This window comes from Arthrobacter alpinus (assembly GCF_001445575.1).
Lineage (GTDB): Bacteria > Actinomycetota > Actinomycetes > Actinomycetales > Micrococcaceae > Specibacter > Specibacter alpinus_C.
Genome location: NZ_CP013200.1, coordinates 3,633,055 through 3,652,973, shown reverse-complemented (window position 1 = coordinate 3,652,973; position 19,919 = coordinate 3,633,055). Strand labels below are relative to the sequence as shown.

Genomic DNA, 19,919 nt, shown 5'->3' with positions numbered 1-19,919 from the left:
CGTAGACCCCGGTGGTGTGCCGGGATGCAAACGGCACACCACTACCCCTCCTGACGGAAGCAACCATGAAGAGCATGTACGCATTGAAAGCAGCTGGTCTTGTGCTTGTTGCGATACTGCTGGCCATGCTCACCGTCCAAGGAAGCTATGCACTCTGGAACAAGGCCGTCAGTTCCAGCGCCGGAACCGTCACGGCCGCCGATTTCCGGATTAGTTTGACTGACACCGACACCAACCGGGTCACCGATATGACTCTGGCCAATGGGACCGCAGCGACGCTCTCACTGAGTAACACCTCCGCAGGCGTGCTCATCCCGGGACAAAGTACCTACGCCGGGGTCCGTGTCGGCAACGTCACTGATGCGGGCGGAGTCTTCACTGTTAGGGCCAGCACCGGTGCGCCGATTGTTGGTAACAACACGGGGTCTTCTCTGGCCCCTTATATGGCCATCAAGACGGTGGCTGCAAGCTCACTGTCCCAGTGCAACCAATCAGTAACTTATGCTGGCGCGCCAACCTCCGGAACTGCAACGGCAGACATCGCCAAGAACGGTACTGGCGTGTTTTGTTTCCAGCTCACACTTGCCGCAACTATGCCGGCCAGCCTCAGCGGGCAGAGTGCCAAAATATCTGTCCCGATCGTCGTCAACCAACTCTAAGAGGGAACACCATGTCTGTCATCAACCCAGCAGCTCTCTCTTTTGGGACGAGCCACGATGAAGCCGCCGTTGCGCAAAACATAGGCGGGATTCTGCGCTTCATCGGCCGATCTGTGACCTATATGTTGTTGCTCCTGGTGGCTCTTGTTGCCTTGGTGATGGTGGTTGTTCCCATCGTCACCGGCGCGCAGACGTACACAGTGCTGACGAGTTCCATGGCGCCGAAATATGCTCCAGGCACCTTTATGGTGGTCAAGCCCATCGCGTTTGCTGAGTTGCGCGTCGGAGATATCATCACCTACCAGATCGAGTCCGGGAAGCCCGGGGTTATCTCACACCGAATCATCTCCATTGGAGCCGCCCAGTCAGGTGCACGCGTCCTGACTACCAAGGGAGATAACAATTCCCTCGCGGATTCAACTCCGGTGCAAGAAGTGCAAGTCAAGGGGAAATTGTTCTACGCAGTCCCGTATGTTGGCGTCATCGCCAATGCCGTAGGCCAAGACCGGGACGTTATTCTCCCAGTCATTGCAGTGGGTTTCATCGGCTTTGGTGCAGTGAGTATCCTCAGGGGGGCGCTCGATAAGAAGCGGTCTGGGCGCAACGCCAGGCACAGTCTCTGACGGGCAAGCTCCTCGCACCCTCCGCCCAAGGTCTGCTGTGGTTGAGCACTGCGTCAGCAACCGGCGTGGCGAGACTGGCTTGGATTCTGTCCCCACCAGCATTGGCCGCAGATGGTTCTGAGCCGAAGACTCGCTGCGGGTGGGTCAGCCGCGGAGGTGCACCTGGTTCCCCTTGCGCACCCGCAAAGACTGCCCAGTCCGCTGGAGTATCCATGGGCCGGGGCACCGTCACCAGGGCTACCGAAACGAACTCAGAAGTTTCTTTGACTGCAGTCCCACGTGGCCAGAAGAACAATTAAACTCAGGGCTACGTGGACCAGAAGATGCCATGCCACAAAGTAACGTTGTAGCCACTGCTCGCAGTGCTTGGCCGTGGATCGTACTCCTCAGCGCCAGCGCGTATGTGGGGATCTCGCCAAGACGTCAAAAAGTCAACGAAGGACACAATGACCACCCATGAATCCGGGGAACCTGACCACAAGGCGAGCCCAGTGGTGCCACGGCGAGACTTGCGCAAGCTGCCGGGCTTTAAAACAGCCGCAGTTGCCTTCGTCGTGACGGTTCTTCTCGGCTCCGGGGGTATTGCCATTGCCAACTGGAACCAAAGCGCCACAACAACCATTGAGATCACGGCGGGCGCAGCACCCACACCCAGTCCAACCGTGGTCCCAACTCCTGAGTCGACTCCCACGCCTAGTCCAACTCTGGTGCCTACGCCGACACCCACAGCGAACTCAGCCGACACGGCGAATATTGTGGCAAATCCCGTCATTAGGTCATTACCTTCAACAATTGACCCGGCCACCATCACTTGCAGCAGCAGTGGAAATTCGGGAAATTTCACCATTGGATGGAATGGCAGCCAAGCCTCGGGTATCAGCTACGTGGTCTCGCTTAAGTCTCAGACCTCCAGTGCACTCTTCCAGCAAACACAGATCGTTAGCCAAAAAACTGTCGGCTTTTCCCTTGACAACAAGAGCGCTGCCTACGGAAATTATCTTTTACGCATCCAGCCGCTGAACACCAGTACTGGGGTTGCAGGGGACCCGAGTTATCGAACACTGCGTCACTTCGGCAAGGACAACTCCGGTTGCGACTATGGGGCCACAGATGGTCAACCACCATTGGGTGCATTGTTGGTGAGTACTGAGCCCATGGCTGTGCGACCGAACGACAATTTGTTGAAGGTCAGCTGGACACCGGGTACGGCCACCAGCTACGTGGTCACGATTGTGCTTGCTAATGCGGGTCCAAAGTACGGAGTTGAGTTCACTACCTCGACGTTGGGGACTACACTGGCCTTCCCTCCGCGGCCGTGGAATCAGGCCGGGACCAACGTTGCAGATGCCGCCTTTTTTGGGAAGTACTCTTTACGAATCCTGCCGATGAATGGAACGCAAGCAGGGGACCCCGTTTATAAGACTGTCCAATATGGGCCTTACGATCTCACTGTTTGGTAGCCTCAGAAACTCGGAGTTCAGCGTTGAGGACACGGGCCGGAATGACAATGCTCCTGGTGGTGCCTACACCCAGCTTACTTTTTACGGACAGGACACCGCCGTGAGAAGCAATGATGGCCTTGGAGATCAGATTGTCCAGCACCTGGCTGATCCGAACGCCGTCGACCATAGCCACAAGAGGTTCCTGGCACTGATAGTTCACCGCAACGTCATTGGCTGCTGCTGCCGGAGTCGCAGAGACAAGACTGTCCCATCCTGTAACTGGGCCACATCGCTGGGGGAGCGCTTTACCGTGATGGCGGAGGAGGTGAGCAGATCAGCCATGCTGCACCGCTCACTGTTCCCCAGGGAAGAACCGTTGCTTGCGCCAATAGAAACAGCCCCGGTGCTGGCAGCCGATCTTGAATTTGGACCCGATCGCAATCCAGTCACCGCAATGGGCAAGGTGGCGCACTCGCGGCAGTGGATGGAACGGAACTTGAGTTGACCCGCACCGAATTCTATATTCTGCACGTCCTCGTAAACAGCGGAAAACAGGTACGTACAAAGTCAGATTTGATGCGTCGACTCCACGGGGACGAATATGACGGGGGAACCCTCATCAGTGACGCTGATGAGGGTTCCCCTGAGGTCCGCTTCGGATCCCTCGGAGCTGTGGGCCCTTTTTTGGAAGCTTAGTCCTCGATGGTGGCCAGTACGGCACCGGCAGAAACAGTGTCCCCGGCGGCTGCATTCAGGCCGGTGACGGTACCTGAGCGGTGCGCGGTGAGCGGCTGTTCCATCTTCATGGCCTCCAGGACCACTATCAGATCACCCTCAGTCACCACGTCACCATCGACGACGGCAACCTTCACAATGGTGCCCTGCATGGGAGAGGTCAGCGCGTTGCCGTTGGCGGCTGCCGGACCTGCGTTGCGGTTACGCCCGGCCTTCTTGACCTTCTTGGTCGCCGCGCCGGAACCGTTGCTGACAGCGAACGACGACGGAAGCGTCACCTCAAGCCGTTTGCCGCCCACCTCGACGGTAACGCTCTGGCGCGTGCCGGCGTCGTCCGCGACACCTGCAGCCGAGGCTAGGTCGAAGGCCGGGATGGTGTTGTTGAACTCCGTCTCGATCCAGCGCGTGTGGATGGTGAACGGCTTGCCGTCGGTCGGTGCGAAGGCGGGATCGGCCACTACTGCGCGGTGGAAGGGGAGCACGGTGGGCATGCCGCCGATGTCCATCTCGGCCAGGGCGCGGTTGGCGCGCTGGATGGCCTGCTCGCGAGTGGCGCCGGTGACGATGAGCTTGGCCAGCATGGAATCAAAGTTGCCGCCGATGACCTCTCCGGCCGTGATCCCGGAATCGACACGGACGCCGGGGCCGGTGGGTAGGGTCAGGGTGGAGACGGTGCCGGGGGCGGGCATGAAGCCGCGGCCGGCGTCCTCACCGTTGATACGGAATTCCAGCGAGTGTCCACGGACTTCGGGATCGCTGTACCCGAGATCCTCGCCGCGAGCGATCCGGAACTGCTCGCGAACCATGTCAAGGCCGGTGACTTCTTCAGAAACGGGGTGCTCAACCTGCAGACGGGTGTTGACCTCGAGGAAGGAGATGGTGCCGTCGGTGCCGACGAGGAATTCGCAGGTGCCGGCGCCTTGGTACTTGGCTTCGGTTAAGATGGCCTTGGACGCCGCGTACAGCTGGGCGTTCTGAGCGTCAGTCAGGAACGGGGCTGGAGCCTCTTCAACCAGCTTCTGGTTGCGACGCTGGAGTGAGCAGTCCCTGGTGGAGACCACCACAACATTGCCTGCGGCGTCGGCCAGACACTGGGTTTCCACGTGGCGTGGCGCGTCAAGGAAGCGCTCTACGAAGCACTCGCCGCGACCAAAGGCTGCGACGGCTTCACGGACTGCAGACTCGTACAGTTCAGGGATTTCTTCACGGGTGCGGACAACCTTGATTCCACGGCCGCCACCACCGTAAGCGGCCTTGATGGCCAGGGGCAGACCGAATTCATCGGCGAAGTCGAGCACTTCCTGGGTGGACTCCACCGGGTTCTTGGTGCCAGGAACCAGCGGTGCGCCCACCTTTTCAGCGATGTGGCGAGCCTGAACTTTGTCGCCCAGAGCCGCAATAGATGCGGGGGAGGGGCCAATCCAGAGCAGACCGGCGTCGATGACTTTCTGCGCGAAATCAGCGTTTTCGGACAGGAATCCGTAGCCGGGGTGGATGGAATCGGCACCCGAAGCCTTGGCGGCGTCCAGGATCTTCTCCATGACCAAGTAGGAGTCGGCAGCCGTTGAGCCACCCAGTGCGAATGCTTCATCAGCCATGCGCACGTGCAGCGCTTCACGGTCTGGCTCGGCGTAAACGGCAACGGAGGCGATGCCTTCGTCGCGGGCTGCCCGGATAATCCGGACGGCAATTTCGCCGCGGTTGGCGATCAGTACTTTGCTCAGCTTGTGCGCCGGGACAGATGGTGAAATGCTCACTGACGGACTCCTTCTATTCTCAAGAGAGCCTAGCGTGGATATGTGGATTTTCCTCACACATCATGGCGTTTATGCGTGTACGATCCCGATCTTTTGTGGAGTTCCTACAAAATTGGCGTTAGTTAGCCCCCTGCGATGAGGCGCAACGTGGCGATGTGATGTTCCCAGGCCTGTTGCCCATCCGCACTGAGGCTTACCGAAGTGCGGGGGAACTTGCCCACGAAGCCCTTCTTAATCGTCACGTAGCCGGCCTTCTCCAAGTGCGAAAGCTGCTTGCTGAGCACCGAATCACTCACCTGGATGGTGTTGCGTAGGTCCTTGAAATCCATGGTCTCCGTTTTAGACAGCGCCGCAGCGATGGAGAACCTGACAGGCTGGTGCAGGACTTCGCTGAGTTCGTGCCGGGGGTGTTGCGGCGCTTCAGCTACCTGGTTGTCTTGCTGCTCTTGCTGCTCTTGCTGGTTTTGCTTGGCGGGTGGATCCTGGTGTGCTGCTTCGGGGCTCATGCTCGCAACTCCCTGAATGCTGCAGCCAAACCGACTACGGCCAGAACTACAGCTGCCGTTATGTAGTAGGCAAGGCTGCCGTTGGGGAATGCGAAGGCGCCAACAAGCAAGGCAACGGCGTAGAGGCCCATGTAGGCAAAAAGTGATGTGAGGAATCGTTTGGTGAAGCCAGTTTTGGTGGTGCGCTGCATCAGTGGCCAGATGGTGGCATTGATGGCGGCCCAGATACCGACTGTGACGGCAAGTAGCGCGGCTCCGTACCCGGTGTGAGCGACGATGTGAAAGCCAATCATGAGCATGGAGCCAAGGATTGCCAAGGAATTGAAGACCATGGCCGCGGGCCAACTGGCTGCGCTGGTGGCCGAGGTGCCGATGCCTTCTGCCCGAGCGAGCATCTCGCGGGCTTCCTCTGCGGAGGGTGTGGGGCTGTTCTGGCTCATGTCGGGCCTTTCGGTTGAGCATTGCTTGCTAATGGCTCAACTATATGAAACTACTTTCCATTGCGTCAAGTAGTTTCTAGTAATTCGTTATCTTATGCGCCGAACTGGAGACGGGTGTGGTGCATGAGCACTTTTGCGCCGAACCCGTCTCCGGTCCACCGCATAAGGGAAGGGAAGTTCCACTATGCGCCGAACTCCGAATGGGTCCAGCGCATAAGCGAAGAATCAGGCCCAGAAGTCTGTGATCGCGACGCCGTGCTTGCCCAATAGCCGGCGGAGGGTGGAAATCGACAGCCCAACCACTGTATGCGGGTCGCCTTCGACGCCGGTGATGAAGGCGCCCGCCAATCCGTCTATAGTGAACGCGCCAGCAACCTGCAAGGGTTCGCCTGTGGCAACGTAGGCGTCAATCTCGGCGTCCGTGATGTCCTCAAAGGTGACCGCGGCGCTAGTGACCTCTCCATACCCAGCGAGGGATCCGGCGTCGTGCGTGGAAATGAGCCAGTGGCCAGTATGGAGCACACCCGTTCGCCCGCGCATCAACTGCCAGCGCTCCCGCGCAACCTCGCGCTCCCAGGGCTTGCCGTAGGGGGTGCCGTCGAGCTCGAAGACGGAGTCGCAGCCGATGACAAGGGCGCCGGGGGCAGAGGCGGCCACGGATTCGGCCTTGGTGCGGGCCAGGAGCAAGGCAGTTTCGGCGGGGGAGAGCGGACCGGCGGCTGCGGTGGCCGCATCCTCGTCAACATCGGAAACAAGCACGCGGTGGGTAATGCCGGCATCGGTGAGGAGTTTGGCGCGCGAAGGGGAGGCGGAGGCCAGAATCAGTGTTTGGGTCATGGATCTAGCCTAAACGTCAGGGCGCGGGAGGATTCGCTCTCAACGCCCAGCCGGCACGAAGCCGTCCACTAAGCGCGAACGTATCAGGAAGCGTTTGCCTTCCGGCGCCTCGACGGAGAAGCCGCTGCCGCGTCCAGCCACCACATCCACTGTCAGATGCGTGTGGGACCAGTAGTTGAACTGTTCGCGGGACATCCAAAATTCCAAGGGTCCGCAGTCTGGCAGGTCAAAGAGTCCGAGCAGGATGTCAGCCTCGGCCGTGATGAATTCGCCCGCTGGATAGCACATGGGGGAGGAGCCGTCGCAGCAGCCCCCGGACTGATGGAACATCAACGGGCCGTGGCTGGCCCACAATTTTTGTAGCAATTCCACAGCCGTTGCACTCAGGGCCACGCGGGACTGTGTTTCCCCCGGGATAGTGATTGCTGCATCCAAGGTTTCGGGGGTGGCGTCCATGGGAGTGCTCCTTAATAAGGTGACGCAGGTACCCAAAGTACGACGGCGGGAGGTCACTTTTCACGGGGAAGGTGACCTCCCGCCGCATTACTTTGGGCAAAAGTGCGGGAGGGCTCGACGAAAACGCCCCATCGCTGCGGGAGGGTTCGACGAAAACGCCCCATCGCTGAGGGAGGGTTCCGGGCGGGGCTAGTACTTGATGACTACCCGGCCGTCGATCTTGCCGCCACGCATCTCATCCAACACCTCGTTGATTTCGCCCAGGTTGCGGGTGGAAACCGTGGGATGGATCAGGCCGCGAGCATAGAAATCAATGGCTTCCTCCATGTCCTGGCGGGTGCCCACAATGGAGCCGCGGATTGTCAGGCCCTTGAGCACCACATCAAAGATGGGGGCGGGGAAGTCGCCCGGGGGAAGCCCGTTGAACACGATGGTGCCGCCGCGCCGGGTCATACCAATCGCCTGGCCAAACGCTGCCGGGTGCACTGCCGTGACAAGCACGCCGTGGACACCACCGGTCTTTGCCTGGATGGCCTTCACCGGATCCTCGGTCATTGCATTGACAGTAATTTCGGCCCCGTGCTTACGGGCCAGGGCCAGCTTGTCCTCGGCAATATCCACAGCGGCGACGCGCAGACCCATGGCCACGGCGTACTGGACGGCGATGTGGCCTAGACCGCCGATACCGGAAATGACAACCCACTGGCCGGGACGGGCCTCGGTCATCTTCAAGCCCTTGTAGACCGTAACTCCGGCACATAGTACTGGTGCGATCTCCACGGGATCAGCGCCCTCAGGAATGCGCGGGGCAAACTCGGCATTCACCAGCATGTATTCACCGAAGGAGCCGTCCACGCTGTAGCCGCCATTTTGCTGGGATTCACACAGAGTCTCCCACCCGGTGCGGCAGTACTCACAGTCGCCGCAGGCGCTCCACAGCCAGGCGTTACCCACCCGGTCGCCAATGGCTAGGGAGGTGACGCCCTCGCCGAGAGCCACCACGTCGCCCACGCCTTCGTGCCCGGGGACAAACGGCGGGCTCGGCTTGACGGGCCAGTCGCCCTCGGCGGCATGAAGATCCGTGTGGCAGACCCCGCTTGAAATCAACTTGATGAGGGCTTGGCCCGGCCCGGGGGTGGGAAGCGGGTATTCCTCAACACTGAGGGGCGCGCCGAATTCTTTAACAACTGCTGCATGCATCGTGGTCATGTGGTTCTCCTTTGAACGAAGGGATGACGGGAGTGCGCCGGGCACCCAGGGTGGATACCCGGCGTCGTGCCCCACCCGCTTCCACAGCTCGCAAGGTAGCTGTGGGGCCCTCGTGAACGTGGGCCAGGTGAGATGGTGCGCGAGCGTTCCCGTGAAACGCCCTGTATGTGAGCGAGTGTTAGGGAAAAACGCCCTGTATGTGAGCGAGCGTTTTAGAAGAAGCCGAGCTTGTCCTCGCTGTAGCTGACCAGGAGGTTCTTGGTCTGCTGGTAGTGATCGAGCATCATGGAGTGGTTTTCACGGCCGATGCCGGAGGACTTGTAGCCACCAAACGCTGCGCCAGCGGGGTAGGCGTGGTAGTTGTTGACCCATACGCGCCCGGCCTGGATCTCGCGGCCCGCCCGGTAGGCGACGTTGCCGTTGCGGGACCAGACTCCGGCGCCGAGCCCGTAAAGGGTGTCGTTGGCGATGTGCAGCGCGTCGGCGTAGTCGTCGAACTTGGTCACCGCGAGCACGGGGCCAAAGATTTCCTCCTGGAAGATGCGCATGTCATTGGTGCCCTCAAAAATGGTCGGCTTGACGTAGTAACCGCCGGCCAGGTCCCCGGGGAGGATGTTGCGCTCGCCGCCGGTGAGCAGCTTGGCGCCTTCCTGCTTGCCGATGTCCATGTAGGACAGGATCTTTTCCATCTGGTCGTTGGAAGCCTGCGCTCCAATCTGAGTGTCGGTGTCCAACGGGTTGCCCTGGATAATCGCTTCGGTGCGGGCAATAGCGTCGGCCATGAAGGACTCGTAAATACCTGCCTGCACCACTGCGCGGGACGGGCAAGTGCACACTTCACCCTGGTTGAAGGCGTAGAGCGTGAAGCCCTCCAGCGCCTTGTCATAAAAGGCGTCATCCTTGTCCATGACGTCGTTGAAGAAGATGTTCGGGCTCTTGCCGCCCAGCTCCAGCGTGACCGGAATCAGGTTCTGGCTGGCGTACTGGCTGATCAAACGGCCTGTGGTGGTCTCGCCGGTGAACGCGATCTTGCGGATGCGCTTGCTGGAGGCGAGCGGCTTGCCGGCTTCCACACCGAAGCCATTGACAACGTTGATGACGCCGGCCGGCAGGATGTCGGCGAGAAGTTCCATGAGGACCAGAATGGAGGCCGGCGTCTGTTCCGCTGGTTTAAGGACGACGGCGTTTCCCGCAGCGAGTGCCGGTGCCAGTTTCCAGACGGCCATCAGGATGGGGAAGTTCCACGGAATGATCTGGCCAACTACGCCGAGAGGCTCGTGGAAGTGGTAGGCGGTGGTGTTCTCATCGATCTGGGTCAGGCTGCCTTCCTGGGCGCGGACCACAGAGGCGAAGTAACGGAAGTGATCTGCCGCGAGGGGGATGTCAGCGTTGAGTGTTTCGCGGATGGCCTTGCCGTTATCCCACGTTTCCGCGACGGCCAGCAGTTCCACATTCTCATCAATGCGGTCGGCAATCTTGTTCAGGACTGCTGCGCGTTCCGTGGCCGAGGTTGCGCCCCAGCTCGGCGCTACCTTGTGGGCTGCGTCTAGGGCCAGTTCAATATCCTCAGCCGTGCCGCGGGCCACTTCGCAGAAAACCTTGCCGGTGACGGGCGTGATGTTCTCAAAATACTCACCCTTGACCGGAGCCACCCATTCCCCGCCAATCCAGTTCTCATAGCGGTCCTTGAAAGTGACCTTGGAACCGTCTGTACCGGGTTGTGCATAAACAGCCATTGTTCAAACTCCTTCGCGGTGGGGGACATCAGCGTCCTTGTTCGCAACAGTACGTCGATCAACGTTGCAACCACGTTGCATGAGCCAGATCACATCGCGGAGGTGGTGCATTGATTCGATAGACTCACCCCATGGATTTACTGATTCCCCTGGCTGTTTTGTTGCTCGCAGTTGCCGTGGTGCTCCTCATCATGGCGAAACGGGGGAAGGCGCGGCAGACCGCACGCACCGCGGAGCAGTACGGCGCAGGTTCCACCTACCAGCCCACCTTTGACGTGCCACAATCACAGATTCCGGACTCATCGCCTGCATTGCCGGACATGGGCCAGCCGGCACCCCTGCAGAGGAGGGGTGCCCCGGATGGTGGTTCGGGTGACGAGGTCCGGGACCTGGCAGAACGGTTGGCCAACGACATCAGGGAATCACTGTTGAAGGGGGTTCCGAAGGGCAGCATCACGGTTGAAACCACCGTCACCAGCACCTCCACTGCGCCGCCGTGGTCCCATACCACCGGCGTGCAGGATGTTTCGCGCTCAACCGGCGGCACCGGCTACACGGAACGGTCCTTATCCCTGACGGAAGCGGACGCCACAAGGATCAAGGCGCTGGCTGCTGCCGGACAACGGGCGAAGGCGTTGGCGCTGCTCACCGCGGAGACTGGCATGGGCACCATGGCCGCGCAGACAATGCTGGACATGATCATGGAAGCGGAACTGTAAGGGGCCAGCCGAACTTCAGCCCTCCAGCGCCTCCAGATGAGCCACGACGGCGGCTCGCTTCGGTGAGCGCGGCGGCAGGAGACGCAAGGCTGTGCGCCAGGCTTCGACGTCGTCCGCGGCTTCGGGCAGCTGCAAGTAACCCAACAGCGCTTCCGGACTGGCATCGGCGAGGATGGCCTCCCTTAATTGCACCGCCACGCGATGGCGAATGACCTCGATTTCCGGGGCCAGCGAGCGGGGCATGACCTCGCCGCGGTAGATGTTCAGGGCCAGCCTGTGTGCGCCTCGGTCCAGATAATTGCGGACTTGTTCGGCGTCAACCACTAACGCGCGGGGGAGTCGGTAGGGGCGCGATTCGGGCACCAAAGTAGGTGCAGCGCCTCGCAAGAGCTTGCGCAGGCGCACCATTTCGGCCCGGATGCTGGTTAGTGAGGTGCCCTCCGGGTAGACCTTGTCGGTGAGTTCCTCGGCGCTGAGGCCGTCGGGGTGCAGCGCCAGCATGGCCATGATTTCGGTGTGGCGTTCGCTGAGGGTGACGGCTTGCCCGGCAACGTGCAGCAGGCCCTGATCGCGGCCCAGGATTTGCAGGCTGTCACGGTAGAGGGGCTTTTTCGCGGACGCAGTATCAACAGTTCCGGCGCTGGCAGAGGATGAAAACCACGTGCGGCGTTCCTGCTCAGCCCGGCGCTCCAAGCGCTCGATTCGCAACTGAGCTTCTGCCGCCGCCACAGAGGCCTGCACCAACGACAAGGTGTTGGCGCCCACGGCTTCCACACCGCCGGTGATATCGACGACGCCCAAGACTGCTCCGGAATCCGGATCATGCACCGGCACGGCCGTGCAACTCCACGAATGGACGGCCGGGTTGAAATGTTCGTGGCCCACAATTTGCACGCTCTTTCCCAGGACCAGGGCGGTTCCGGGAGCGCTGGTGCCCACCACTGTTTCGGACCAGTCGGCTCCGGTGGCGAAATTGATGTTCTCACCGTTGCGGCGAGCTACCGAGTCACCCTCCACCCAGAGCAAGCGGCCGTGTTCATCACCCACGGCAATCAGCAATCCGGTGTCGTGGCTGGGCTCCACCAGTAACTTCGTAATTACCGGCATGATTGCGGCCAGTGGGTGGTCGCGGCGGAAATCCTTCAGTTCTCGACTCTCCCACACTGCAGGAGGACTGAGTCCGGCGGGGGTGGCCAGAGCGTCCAAAGACCGTTGCCAAGATTCGCGGACCAGCGTGCGCATGGATGGCTGGCTCTCGAGCAGTGGATGCTCCGGGGACATGAATGCTCCAAGAATCTACGGTGAGGGAAGCTACTGTGACGGTGACGCGGCGCTCGGTGTGCCGTGACTCACAAGCATAGTCCACCCTCTGTTAACGCAAGAACGGGCAGTCAAGGACAGTGAAATATGCAAGATCACTGTCTTTGACTGCCCGTTCGGGATATCGGTCTTTAGCGGGCCGACTCCGATTCTTGCTCAAACTGCGTCTCTGCCTGCAGCGAAGATGCGTCATCCGGCACGGTCAACTGGGTCAGTTTGGCGCCTTCCACATCAACATCGGGGAGGATCTTATCCAGCCACTTCGGAAGCCACCAGGCGGATTTGCCCAGCAGGTGCATGGTCGCCGGAACAATGGTCATGCGCACCACGAACGCGTCAATGAGCACGCCGAACGCCAGCGCAAAACCAAGCGGCCGGACCATGGTCAGGTGGCTGAAAATGAAGCCCGAGAACACGCTGATCATGATGATCGCGGCCGCCGTCACCACCGGGGCTGCATGCTTGAACCCAGTGCGCACAGCCTGCTTGGCATCCTGGCCATGCGCGTAGGCCTCACGCATTCCCGAGGCAATGAACACCTGGTAATCCATGGCCAGCCCAAACAGCACCCCAATCAAAATGATGGGCAGGAAGCTCAGCACCGCAGCGGGATTCTCAACACCAAAGATGCCACCGAGCCAGCCCCACTGGTACACGGCCACCACGCCACCAAACGCAGCAACAAGCGAGAGCAGGAATCCTGCAGTTGCCAGCAGCGGCACCAGAATTGAACGGAATACCAGGATCAGCAGAATCAAGGAAAGTCCGACGACGATGGCCAGGTAAGGTGGCAGCGCCGCTCCCAACTTCTCCGAGACATCGACGTTGGCGGCTGTCTGGCCGGTCAATCCGATGGTGACGTCAAGGTCAGTGGCGATGGTGGCGCCTTGAGCCCGCAGGTCATGAATGACCTGGACGGTGCTCTCGCTTGCCGGACCCTCGGTCGGAATGACCTGGAAGACAGCGGTGCGCAAATTTTCGCTCAGGGTAACCGGAACCGCGGCCTTCACGTTTTTCACTGCGCGCAACTGATCGGCAACATCCAAATTCAGTTCCGTGGCGCTGCTCTTATCCAATCCAGCGGGAAGTGAGCCAACCACAATGATGGGCCCGTTCATGCCTTCGCCGAAGTTCTTTCCGGTGATGGAGTACGCCTGGAAGGCGCTGGAATCGACAGGTTCGGAACCGCCGTCGGGCAATGCCAGACGCAAGCCCGTCGCCGGGATCGCGATGATAACCAGGGCAATGACGGCGGCAGCAAGCGAGATTACTGGGTGCTTCGTGACGAGCCCGCCCCAACCTCGAGCACTGCGGGCAATGTCGGCGGTTTCATCGGCCGTAGCCTTTTCGGAGTCAGTGAGGCCTTCCAGCGTGGCATTGTGCTTAGCTGTTGCAGCGTCATTCTTAGCCCAGCCCTTCTTGGAGATGATCTTGCGGCCGATCAGCGACAGCAACGCGGGCGTCAGCGTCAGGGCAATCAGCACCGAGATGGCGACGGTCGCTGCAGCGGCCAAACCGAGAACGGCAAGGAACGGCAGGCCGGTGACGGACAGTGCGGCCAAAGCAATGACAACTGTCAGTCCGGCGAAGGTGACGGCATTGCCAGAGGTGCCGGTGGCCTTGGCGATGGACTCACGCATGTCCATACCGGTGCGTATCTGCTGGCGGTGCCGGTTGACGATGAACAGCGAGTAATCGATGCCCACGGCCAGGCCCAGCATGAGTGCCAGCATCGGGGAGATCGAGGACATCTCGATCAGGGTGGTCAACGCCATGGTGCCGCCCACGCCAACGCCGACGCCCACAAGCGCCATGACGAGGGGCAATCCGGCGGCCCAGAAGGTGCCCAGCATGATCAACAGGACCACGACGGCCACTGCCACGCCAATGATTTCGGATGCGCCAAACAAGGCGGAGACGTCCTCAACAATTTCCTTGCTGTAGGAGACGGTCACGCCGCTGGATTCCAGGGTGTTTAGTTTGTCCTGAACCAGCTGGCGGTTGGCCGGCGTCACGGCGTTCATGGACTCGCTGAACTGGATTTGGCCAATGGCGGCCTTGTTGTTTTCCGAGACAAAAAGCAGGCCAGCGGTTGCATCGGCGGTGCGTTGACCGGCAGTGAGTTCGGCTTTCTTGGCAGCCAGGGTGGCTTGGCCGGCGTCGTACTTTGCCATACCTGCATCAAGCTTGTCCTGACCTGCTTGCCACTGCGCCTTTTGGGCATCGAGTTGCGCCTGCGCTGCCTCAAGAGGAGCCAGTGCGGCCTCGGGTGCGCCTGCCAATTGTGCCTTCTGGGCGTCCAGCTGGGCCTGGCCGGCATCCAACTGGGCCTTAGCTGCTGCCAGCTCCTTGGCAGAAGCATCCAGGGCAGTCTTGCCGGCGGCGGCTTCAGCTTCTCCTGCCGAGAGCGCCTTGGTGCCTTCGGCCAGCTGGGCGGCGCCGTCCTTTTGTGCGGCCGTTGTCACGAACGGATCAATGACGGCCTTCACGGTGGGAACAGTGGTTACCGTTTCCAGTGCAGCCGAAATGTCCTTCTTCTGGACGGCCGTGAACGGTTCTTCATTGGTACTGGTGAATACCACCGAACCTGTGCCGCCGGAAGCCGCGGGCAGTTCGGCTTGAAGCTTGTCCGCCATCTGTTGGGTTTCAGTGCCGGGGATCTGGAAGTTGTTGGACATGGGGCCCATGAACAGTGCCGCGGCACCGCCCACTAAACCAATGATGGCGACCCAGGCTACAATCACCAGCCAGGCACGGCGGGCGGCAAAGCGTCCCAGTTTATAGAGCCAGAGGGCCATGGTGAATCCATTCTGTGTATGAGTGAACGGGCGGGGTGTACTCGGGTAGGAAAACTAAAAACCGTTGCGAAGGAGGGAAATCGTGGTGTCCAGATGCTGGCGCAATTTTGCCAGCGATGGCTCCGAAGTATCGGAACCGCATTCCTGATACCAAATTTGGACTGCGGCCCGGCAACTGCCCACAATGGCACCCACCAGCGCCAAAATATAGAGCTCCGAGGTGTCGGCCGGTAGCCGCTCACGGGCTACATTGACAATTTTTATGGTGCATTCATCCCATGCCTGCAGCTGAAAGCGACCCAAGTGTGGATCTTGGGTGAGCGAGAACGTCTCAGCCAGAATTGCCAGATCACTGGTGTCGCCAACGGCGGACAGTGCCGCCTGCGCCGATTGAAGAATGGACTCATCGGCAGGACGGGCAATGAACTCGGCGATGACCGTGTCTAAATAACGCTGGGTGTAGCTGGTTACTGCGGCTTCAACGGAAGAGAAGTAGTTGAAGAAGGTTCGCCGGGAAACTCCCGCGGCGGCAGCAACGTCGTCGACCGTGAACGAGTTCAGGCCCTGGTTGCGCAGGAAGGTCAGTGCGGCAGCAGCAATGGCTTCTCGAGTGGCCACCTTGTTCAGTTCCCGCCGGGATGGCGGTTCCTGGGACGGGTGCGAGGAGGGCTGTTGGGACGGTGTAGTCGCGGAAATACTCACATGACTACACTAAGTGCAAGTTTGCACGATGTGCAAGTTAATGTGCGGGGCTTAATGTGCGGAGCGCCAGGCTTGCGATTCCTGGCGCCCGCGCTGCGTGAAGCAAGCCCGAGACGGTGTCTAGCGCATTAGATCCTTAGCGCTGAGGGTTTTGTGTGAGGTAGATTGACTGACCGGTGGCTCCGGGCTGGCCTTCGCCGAGGGGATTGCGAAGACGGCGGTGCCATACACGCAGACCTCGGTCCATGTTCCGCCCATTTCGGAGGTGTCGAAGCGGGTGGCAATGATGGCGTTGGCACCCTTTTGCTGGGCCTCGGTTACCATGCGTGCCACCACTTCCTGGCGGCTTTCGTACAGGGCCTTGGTCATCTCGGGCAGCTCGCCGCCGCCCAATGAACGGAAGCTGGCGGTGAACTGTGCGCCGACGTGGCGAGAGCGCACGGTGAGGCCCATGACCTCGCCGAAGACGGCGTCAATCTTGTAGCCCGGCAGATCGTTGGTGGTGACGATGATCATTGATAGTCCTTAAATTCACTTCCGGAAACTTGTAACTTAAGGCATCCTACTGTGCGTCACTGGGCGGTTTCTCTTAGGGGAAGCTGGTGAGCAAGACAAAGATCCCGTCAGGGCAATGGTCTTTGGACCATGCCCTGACGGGATCTTAGAAAGCAGCAGCCGTTGCTTGCGGAAACTTAGGCGTTGGCCGGTTCCCGCTTCGGGTCAATATCTCCTGCACCGGTGTCCTCGGCGCCGCTGGCAGTCAGATCGGCCAGGTTATCGTCGGAATCGTCGGAATCGTCGGCGAAGGGGTTGCCGTTGCGCGGAGCATTGTAGAGTTCCTCGTTCAGGATGCCCTGGCGCTTCGAGACAATGGTGGGAACCAGTGCCTGACCGGCCACGTTCAAGGCGGTGCGGCCCATGTCCACAATCGGGTCAACTGCCAGAAGAAGTCCGACGCCGGCCAGCGGGAGTCCCAGCGTTGACAAGGTCAAGGTCAGCATCACAACGGCGCCGGTGGTTCCGGCCGTGGCGGCCGAGCCCAGAACGGAGACCAGGACGATGAGCAAGTACTGTCCCAGATCCAGCTGGATACCGAAGAACTGGGCCACAAAGATGGCTGCGATGGCCGGGTAAATTGCAGCGCAACCGTCCATCTTGGTGGTGGCACCCAGCGGCACCGCGAAGGATGCGTAGGCGCGGGGTACGCCCAGGTTGCGTTCGGTGACGCGCTGGGTCAGCGGCAGGGTGCCGATCGAGGAGCGGGACACGAAGCCCAGCTGTACGGCCGGCCAAACACCGGAGAAGTACTGCTTGATGGACAGCCCGTGAGTCCTGACCAGAACCGGGTAGACAACAAACATGACGAGAGCCAGGCCAACGTAAATGGCAACGGTGAACTTGAGCAGCGAGCCCATAGTGGTCCAGCCGTAGCTGGCCACGGCGTTGCCGATCAGGCCCACGGTACCAATCGGGGCCAAGCGGATGATCCACCACAGCACCTTCTGGATCACGGCGAGGGCTGAACTATTGAGCTTCAGGAAGGGCTCGGCGGCCTTGCCAACCTTGAGCGCGGCAATGCCAACAACAATGGCAATAACCAGGATCTGCAGCACGTTGAAGCTGACGCTCGTTGTCAGGGCGCCGGATTCAGCGGCCTTGGTGGAAGCGCTCAAGCCTAGGAAGTTGGAGGGGAACAAGCCAACCAGGAAGGACCACCAGTCGCCTGATTTGCCCGTGTACTCAGCGGGCGTCTCCGTGCCGGTGCCTGCGCCGGGCTGGAACAGCACACCCAAGAAGATACCGATCGTCACAGCGATCAATGAAGTGATGGCGAACCACAGCAGTGTGTTCCAGGCGAGACGAGCAGCGTTCGTGACCTGACGGAGGTTCGCAATGGAGGAAACAACAGCCGTGAAGATCAGGGGAACAACAGCTGCCTTGAGGATCGAGACGTAGCTGGAACCAATGGTGCTCAGCGTTGTCACCAGGCCGTTGGGATCAGTCTCGGGGTCGCCGCCAAGCTGGCGGGCGAGCAATCCAAGCCCCAGACCGACAATCAGGGCAATGATGATTTGAATACCGAAGGAGCCAGCCCACTTGGGCAGCCTCGACACTGGGGGAGCGGTTGCTGTTGAAGTCATTGCTCAAAGGTAAACGCGGCACAATAACACCCGGAAATTTGTGTTTCCTTATATTACGCGCCAAATCGGGAATTATTACGCGCACCCCGGCGCTCACGGGAGCTTAGCCCAGGAGCGCGGCCTGCAATGTGTCAAGCCCCACAGAGCCCAAGTTGAGTGCCTGCGTGTGGAAGTCCCGAAGCGAGAATGCCTCCCCATCGCGGGCGGCACGGGCATCACGGATGTCCTCCCAGAGACGCTGACCAATTTTGTATGACGGTGCCTGACCCGGCCAGCCTAGATAGCGGTTAAATTCAAAGTCCAGCTGGCCCTCGGAGATGTCCAGATTGGCGCGCAGGAATTCCAGGCCCTTCTCCGCGGTCCATGTTCCGGATCCCCACCGTTCCGGGACGGGCAGTTCCAGATGCACACCAATGTCAAAGACCACACGGGCCGCGCGCATGCGCTGGCCATCCAGCATGCCCATTTTGTCGCCCGGGTCGGACAGGTAGCCCAGATCATCCATGAGCCGTTCAGCATAAAGCGCCCAACCTTCGCCATGACCGGACACCCAGCAGACGTTGCGGCGCCAGTCATTCAGCAGTGCCGACTGGTAGGTGGCTGTGGCTACCTGCAGGTGGTGGCCCGGCACGCCTTCGTGGTAGACCGTTGTGGTCTCGGCCCAGGTGGTAAAGGAATCCTCGCCCTCGGGCACCGACCACCACATGCGGCCGGGTCGCGAAAAATCCTCCGATGGGCCGGTGTAATAGATGCCGCCATCCTGGGTGGGTGCAATGCGGCACTCTAGGGTACGCATGAGGAAAGGAATCTCAAATTGTGTCCCTGCAAGGTCGGCAACAGCAGCGTTGGAGAGCTGTTGCATCCACTCCACCAGCTCTCCGGTACCCTGCAATTGGCGGGCCGGATCGGCGTTGAGAAGGGCTTTGGCTTCGGCGATGGTGGCGCCGGGCTTGATGGCCTGCGCCACGGCTTCCTGTTCGGCGATGATCCGGTCAAGTTCGGCAATGCCCCACGCATAGGTTTCGGCTAGATCGACGGCGGAGCCCAGGAACTCCCGCGACGCGAGCGCATAGCGTTCCGCACCGACGGCGTCCTGCGTGGGCGCGGCGGGGAGTAGCTCGTCCCGCAGGAACGAGGCCAGCAGCCCGTAGGCTGCACGGGCCAGCTCTGCATTCGTGGCCAGCGCTTCGGTGAGAGCGGCTGGGAGGGAAGTGCCGGCGTCGTCCGCTTCAGGGGAATGATCCAAGGTGGCATTGGCCGCCAGAGTGGTGAAGAAACCGTCGGCTCCAGCATGCCGTTCACACTGGTCGATCACGGTGGAGACCTGCCGACGTGCGGCGATCAGTCCCCGGGTGGCGCCGGCGCGCAGTGAGTCGATGTAGCCGTCAACGGCGGCCGGCACATTGGCCAGGCGGCCCGAAATATGCTCCCAATCGGGGATGGTCGCGGTGGGCATGAGGTCGAAAATGGCGCGAATGCCTTGTGCTGGCGAGGCAATATTGTTCAAATCGGCCAGCGGCCAGCCTGTCGCATGGAGTTCCAGGTCAAGGCCCAGACGTTCCCGCATGGCGTGCAGGGTTACCGCATCCACCTCGTCAGCGGGTTCCAGCGCGGCCAGCTCCGCCAAGGCGGTGCGGGCCGCATCGGCCAACGCTTCCAAGCCAGCGGGGGAATGATCACGATATTCACTCTCGCGGCCCGGATGTCCCAGCTCGGTGGCAAATCCCGGGTCCAGTTCCAGCAGCCGCGCCGTGTAACGGTTGGCGGTCTGGTCAATGGCTGTGGTGGGGCGGGCGGCGGGCTGCGCGGGCAGAGTCATGCCCATGAGCCTACCTGCCC

19 protein-coding genes are annotated in these 19,919 nt (G+C 60.7%); 5 read left to right on the top strand and 14 right to left on the bottom strand.

Translation table 11 applies throughout. The features are described from left to right. Window positions 1-74 precede the first annotated feature (74 nt). The 3 genes from AS189_RS16270 to AS189_RS20895 all read left to right on the top strand — a co-directional run bounded on the left by AS189_RS16270 (window position 75) and on the right by AS189_RS20895 (window position 2,742). Entirely contained in the window at window positions 75-659 is a 585-nt protein-coding gene (locus AS189_RS16270) for a hypothetical protein (RefSeq protein ID WP_129587312.1), read from the top strand. An 11-nt stretch (window positions 660-670) separates the two neighbouring features. Next, the gene (locus AS189_RS16265; RefSeq protein ID WP_062291191.1) at window positions 671-1,282 is read left to right on the top strand and encodes a signal peptidase I; all 612 of its coding nucleotides are present in this window, start codon (window positions 671-673) and stop codon (window positions 1,280-1,282) included. Between the two features lie 446 nt (window positions 1,283-1,728). Continuing rightward, window positions 1,729-2,742 (top strand): hypothetical protein, encoded by a 1,014-nt coding sequence (locus tag AS189_RS20895; RefSeq protein ID WP_062291188.1) that lies wholly within the window; start codon window positions 1,729-1,731, stop codon window positions 2,740-2,742. Here AS189_RS20895 and AS189_RS16255 read toward each other — a convergent pair. Next, complete coding sequence (locus AS189_RS16255; protein WP_129587311.1) at window positions 2,729-2,917, bottom strand: hypothetical protein; 189 nt, start codon at window positions 2,915-2,917, stop codon at window positions 2,729-2,731. The genes AS189_RS20895 and AS189_RS16255 overlap by 14 nt on opposite strands. A gap of 287 nt (window positions 2,918-3,204) precedes the next feature. On the opposite strand from AS189_RS16255, the gene AS189_RS21185 reads away from it, so the two are divergent. After that, entirely contained in the window at window positions 3,205-3,420 is a 216-nt protein-coding gene (locus tag AS189_RS21185; protein WP_337589183.1) for a winged helix-turn-helix domain-containing protein, read from the top strand. Here the strand turns inward: AS189_RS21185 and AS189_RS16245 are convergent. The 7 genes from AS189_RS16245 to exaC form a co-directional block, all read right to left on the bottom strand. After that, window positions 3,417-5,216, bottom strand: a complete 1,800-nt coding sequence (locus tag AS189_RS16245; RefSeq protein ID WP_062291178.1) for an acetyl/propionyl/methylcrotonyl-CoA carboxylase subunit alpha — start codon at window positions 5,214-5,216, stop codon at window positions 3,417-3,419. The two genes, AS189_RS21185 and AS189_RS16245, sit on opposite strands and share 4 nt — an antisense overlap. Window positions 5,217-5,338: 122 nt before the next feature. After that, window positions 5,339-5,722 (bottom strand): transcriptional regulator, encoded by a 384-nt coding sequence (locus AS189_RS16240; RefSeq protein WP_082634376.1) that lies wholly within the window; start codon window positions 5,720-5,722, stop codon window positions 5,339-5,341. Next, window positions 5,719-6,162 carry a hypothetical protein gene (locus tag AS189_RS16235; protein WP_062291175.1) on the bottom strand — a complete coding sequence of 148 codons (444 nt, stop codon included), beginning with the start codon at window positions 6,160-6,162 and terminating at the stop codon, window positions 5,719-5,721. The genes AS189_RS16240 and AS189_RS16235 overlap by 4 nt, the downstream gene beginning before the upstream one ends. Before the next feature lie 225 nt (window positions 6,163-6,387). Next, window positions 6,388-6,999, bottom strand: a complete 612-nt coding sequence (locus tag AS189_RS16230) for a Maf family protein (RefSeq protein ID WP_062291172.1) — start codon at window positions 6,997-6,999, stop codon at window positions 6,388-6,390. Between the two features lie 39 nt (window positions 7,000-7,038). Next, on the bottom strand, window positions 7,039-7,455 hold the full coding sequence (locus AS189_RS16225) for a DUF779 domain-containing protein (protein ID WP_062291169.1): 417 nt from the start codon (window positions 7,453-7,455) through the stop codon (window positions 7,039-7,041). Between the two features lie 189 nt (window positions 7,456-7,644). Continuing rightward, on the bottom strand, window positions 7,645-8,655 hold the full coding sequence (gene adhP / locus AS189_RS16220) for an alcohol dehydrogenase AdhP (RefSeq protein WP_062293889.1): 1,011 nt from the start codon (window positions 8,653-8,655) through the stop codon (window positions 7,645-7,647). 221 nt (window positions 8,656-8,876) lie between these two features. Next, window positions 8,877-10,400, bottom strand: coding sequence for an acetaldehyde dehydrogenase ExaC (exaC, locus tag AS189_RS16215; RefSeq protein ID WP_062291166.1), 1,524 nt, complete (start codon window positions 10,398-10,400; stop codon window positions 8,877-8,879). Between the two features lie 131 nt (window positions 10,401-10,531). Between exaC and AS189_RS16210 the strand changes: the two genes are divergently transcribed. Beyond that, window positions 10,532-11,119: a hypothetical protein gene (locus tag AS189_RS16210; protein ID WP_062291163.1), complete on the top strand. Its 588-nt coding sequence runs from the start codon at window positions 10,532-10,534 to the stop codon at window positions 11,117-11,119. Window positions 11,120-11,134: 15 nt separating this feature from the next. On the opposite strand, the gene AS189_RS16205 is transcribed toward AS189_RS16210, so the two are convergent. From AS189_RS16205 to AS189_RS16180, 6 genes are all read right to left on the bottom strand, one after another. Further along, entirely contained in the window at window positions 11,135-12,400 is a 1,266-nt protein-coding gene (locus tag AS189_RS16205) for a GAF domain-containing protein (RefSeq protein ID WP_062291160.1), read from the bottom strand. Window positions 12,401-12,570: 170 nt separating this feature from the next. Then, window positions 12,571-15,237, bottom strand: coding sequence for an MMPL family transporter (locus AS189_RS16200; RefSeq protein WP_062291158.1), 2,667 nt, complete (start codon window positions 15,235-15,237; stop codon window positions 12,571-12,573). 54 nt (window positions 15,238-15,291) lie between these two features. Then, the gene (locus AS189_RS16195) at window positions 15,292-15,939 is read right to left on the bottom strand and encodes a TetR/AcrR family transcriptional regulator (protein WP_062291156.1); all 648 of its coding nucleotides are present in this window, start codon (window positions 15,937-15,939) and stop codon (window positions 15,292-15,294) included. A 120-nt stretch (window positions 15,940-16,059) separates the two neighbouring features. Further along, window positions 16,060-16,455 carry a YbjQ family protein gene (locus AS189_RS16190; protein WP_193393490.1) on the bottom strand — a complete coding sequence of 132 codons (396 nt, stop codon included), beginning with the start codon at window positions 16,453-16,455 and terminating at the stop codon, window positions 16,060-16,062. Between the two features lie 176 nt (window positions 16,456-16,631). Beyond that, window positions 16,632-18,080: a dicarboxylate/amino acid:cation symporter gene (locus AS189_RS16185; RefSeq protein WP_062291153.1), complete on the bottom strand. Its 1,449-nt coding sequence runs from the start codon at window positions 18,078-18,080 to the stop codon at window positions 16,632-16,634. A gap of 103 nt (window positions 18,081-18,183) precedes the next feature. Beyond that, window positions 18,184-19,899, bottom strand: a complete 1,716-nt coding sequence (locus AS189_RS16180) for a DUF885 domain-containing protein (protein ID WP_062293887.1) — start codon at window positions 19,897-19,899, stop codon at window positions 18,184-18,186. Window positions 19,900-19,919: the final 20 nt, after the last annotated feature.

Excerpts from the sequence above, each read along its gene's own strand:
- AS189_RS16270 (WP_129587312.1), top strand. The coding sequence starts at position 75 with ATGTACGCATTGAAAGCAGCTGGTCTTGTGCTTGTTGCGATACTGCTG.
- AS189_RS16265 (WP_062291191.1), top strand. The coding sequence starts at position 671 with ATGTCTGTCATCAACCCAGCAGCTCTCTCTTTTGGGACGAGCCACGAT.
- AS189_RS20895 (WP_062291188.1), top strand. The coding sequence starts at position 1,729 with ATGACCACCCATGAATCCGGGGAACCTGACCACAAGGCGAGCCCAGTG.
- AS189_RS16240 (WP_082634376.1), bottom strand. The coding sequence starts at position 5,722 with ATGAGCCCCGAAGCAGCACACCAGGATCCACCCGCCAAGCAAAACCAG.
- AS189_RS16235 (WP_062291175.1), bottom strand. The coding sequence starts at position 6,162 with ATGAGCCAGAACAGCCCCACACCCTCCGCAGAGGAAGCCCGCGAGATG.
- AS189_RS16230 (WP_062291172.1), bottom strand. The coding sequence starts at position 6,999 with ATGACCCAAACACTGATTCTGGCCTCCGCCTCCCCTTCGCGCGCCAAA.
- AS189_RS16225 (WP_062291169.1), bottom strand. The coding sequence starts at position 7,455 with ATGGACGCCACCCCCGAAACCTTGGATGCAGCAATCACTATCCCGGGG.
- adhP (WP_062293889.1), bottom strand. The coding sequence starts at position 8,655 with ATGCATGCAGCAGTTGTTAAAGAATTCGGCGCGCCCCTCAGTGTTGAG.
- exaC (WP_062291166.1), bottom strand. The coding sequence starts at position 10,400 with ATGGCTGTTTATGCACAACCCGGTACAGACGGTTCCAAGGTCACTTTC.
- AS189_RS16210 (WP_062291163.1), top strand. The coding sequence starts at position 10,532 with ATGGATTTACTGATTCCCCTGGCTGTTTTGTTGCTCGCAGTTGCCGTG.
- AS189_RS16205 (WP_062291160.1), bottom strand. The coding sequence starts at position 12,400 with ATGTCCCCGGAGCATCCACTGCTCGAGAGCCAGCCATCCATGCGCACG.
- AS189_RS16200 (WP_062291158.1), bottom strand. The coding sequence starts at position 15,237 with ATGGCCCTCTGGCTCTATAAACTGGGACGCTTTGCCGCCCGCCGTGCC.
- AS189_RS16190 (WP_193393490.1), bottom strand. The coding sequence starts at position 16,455 with ATGATCATCGTCACCACCAACGATCTGCCGGGCTACAAGATTGACGCC.
- AS189_RS16185 (WP_062291153.1), bottom strand. The coding sequence starts at position 18,080 with ATGACTTCAACAGCAACCGCTCCCCCAGTGTCGAGGCTGCCCAAGTGG.
- AS189_RS16180 (WP_062293887.1), bottom strand. The coding sequence starts at position 19,899 with ATGACTCTGCCCGCGCAGCCCGCCGCCCGCCCCACCACAGCCATTGAC.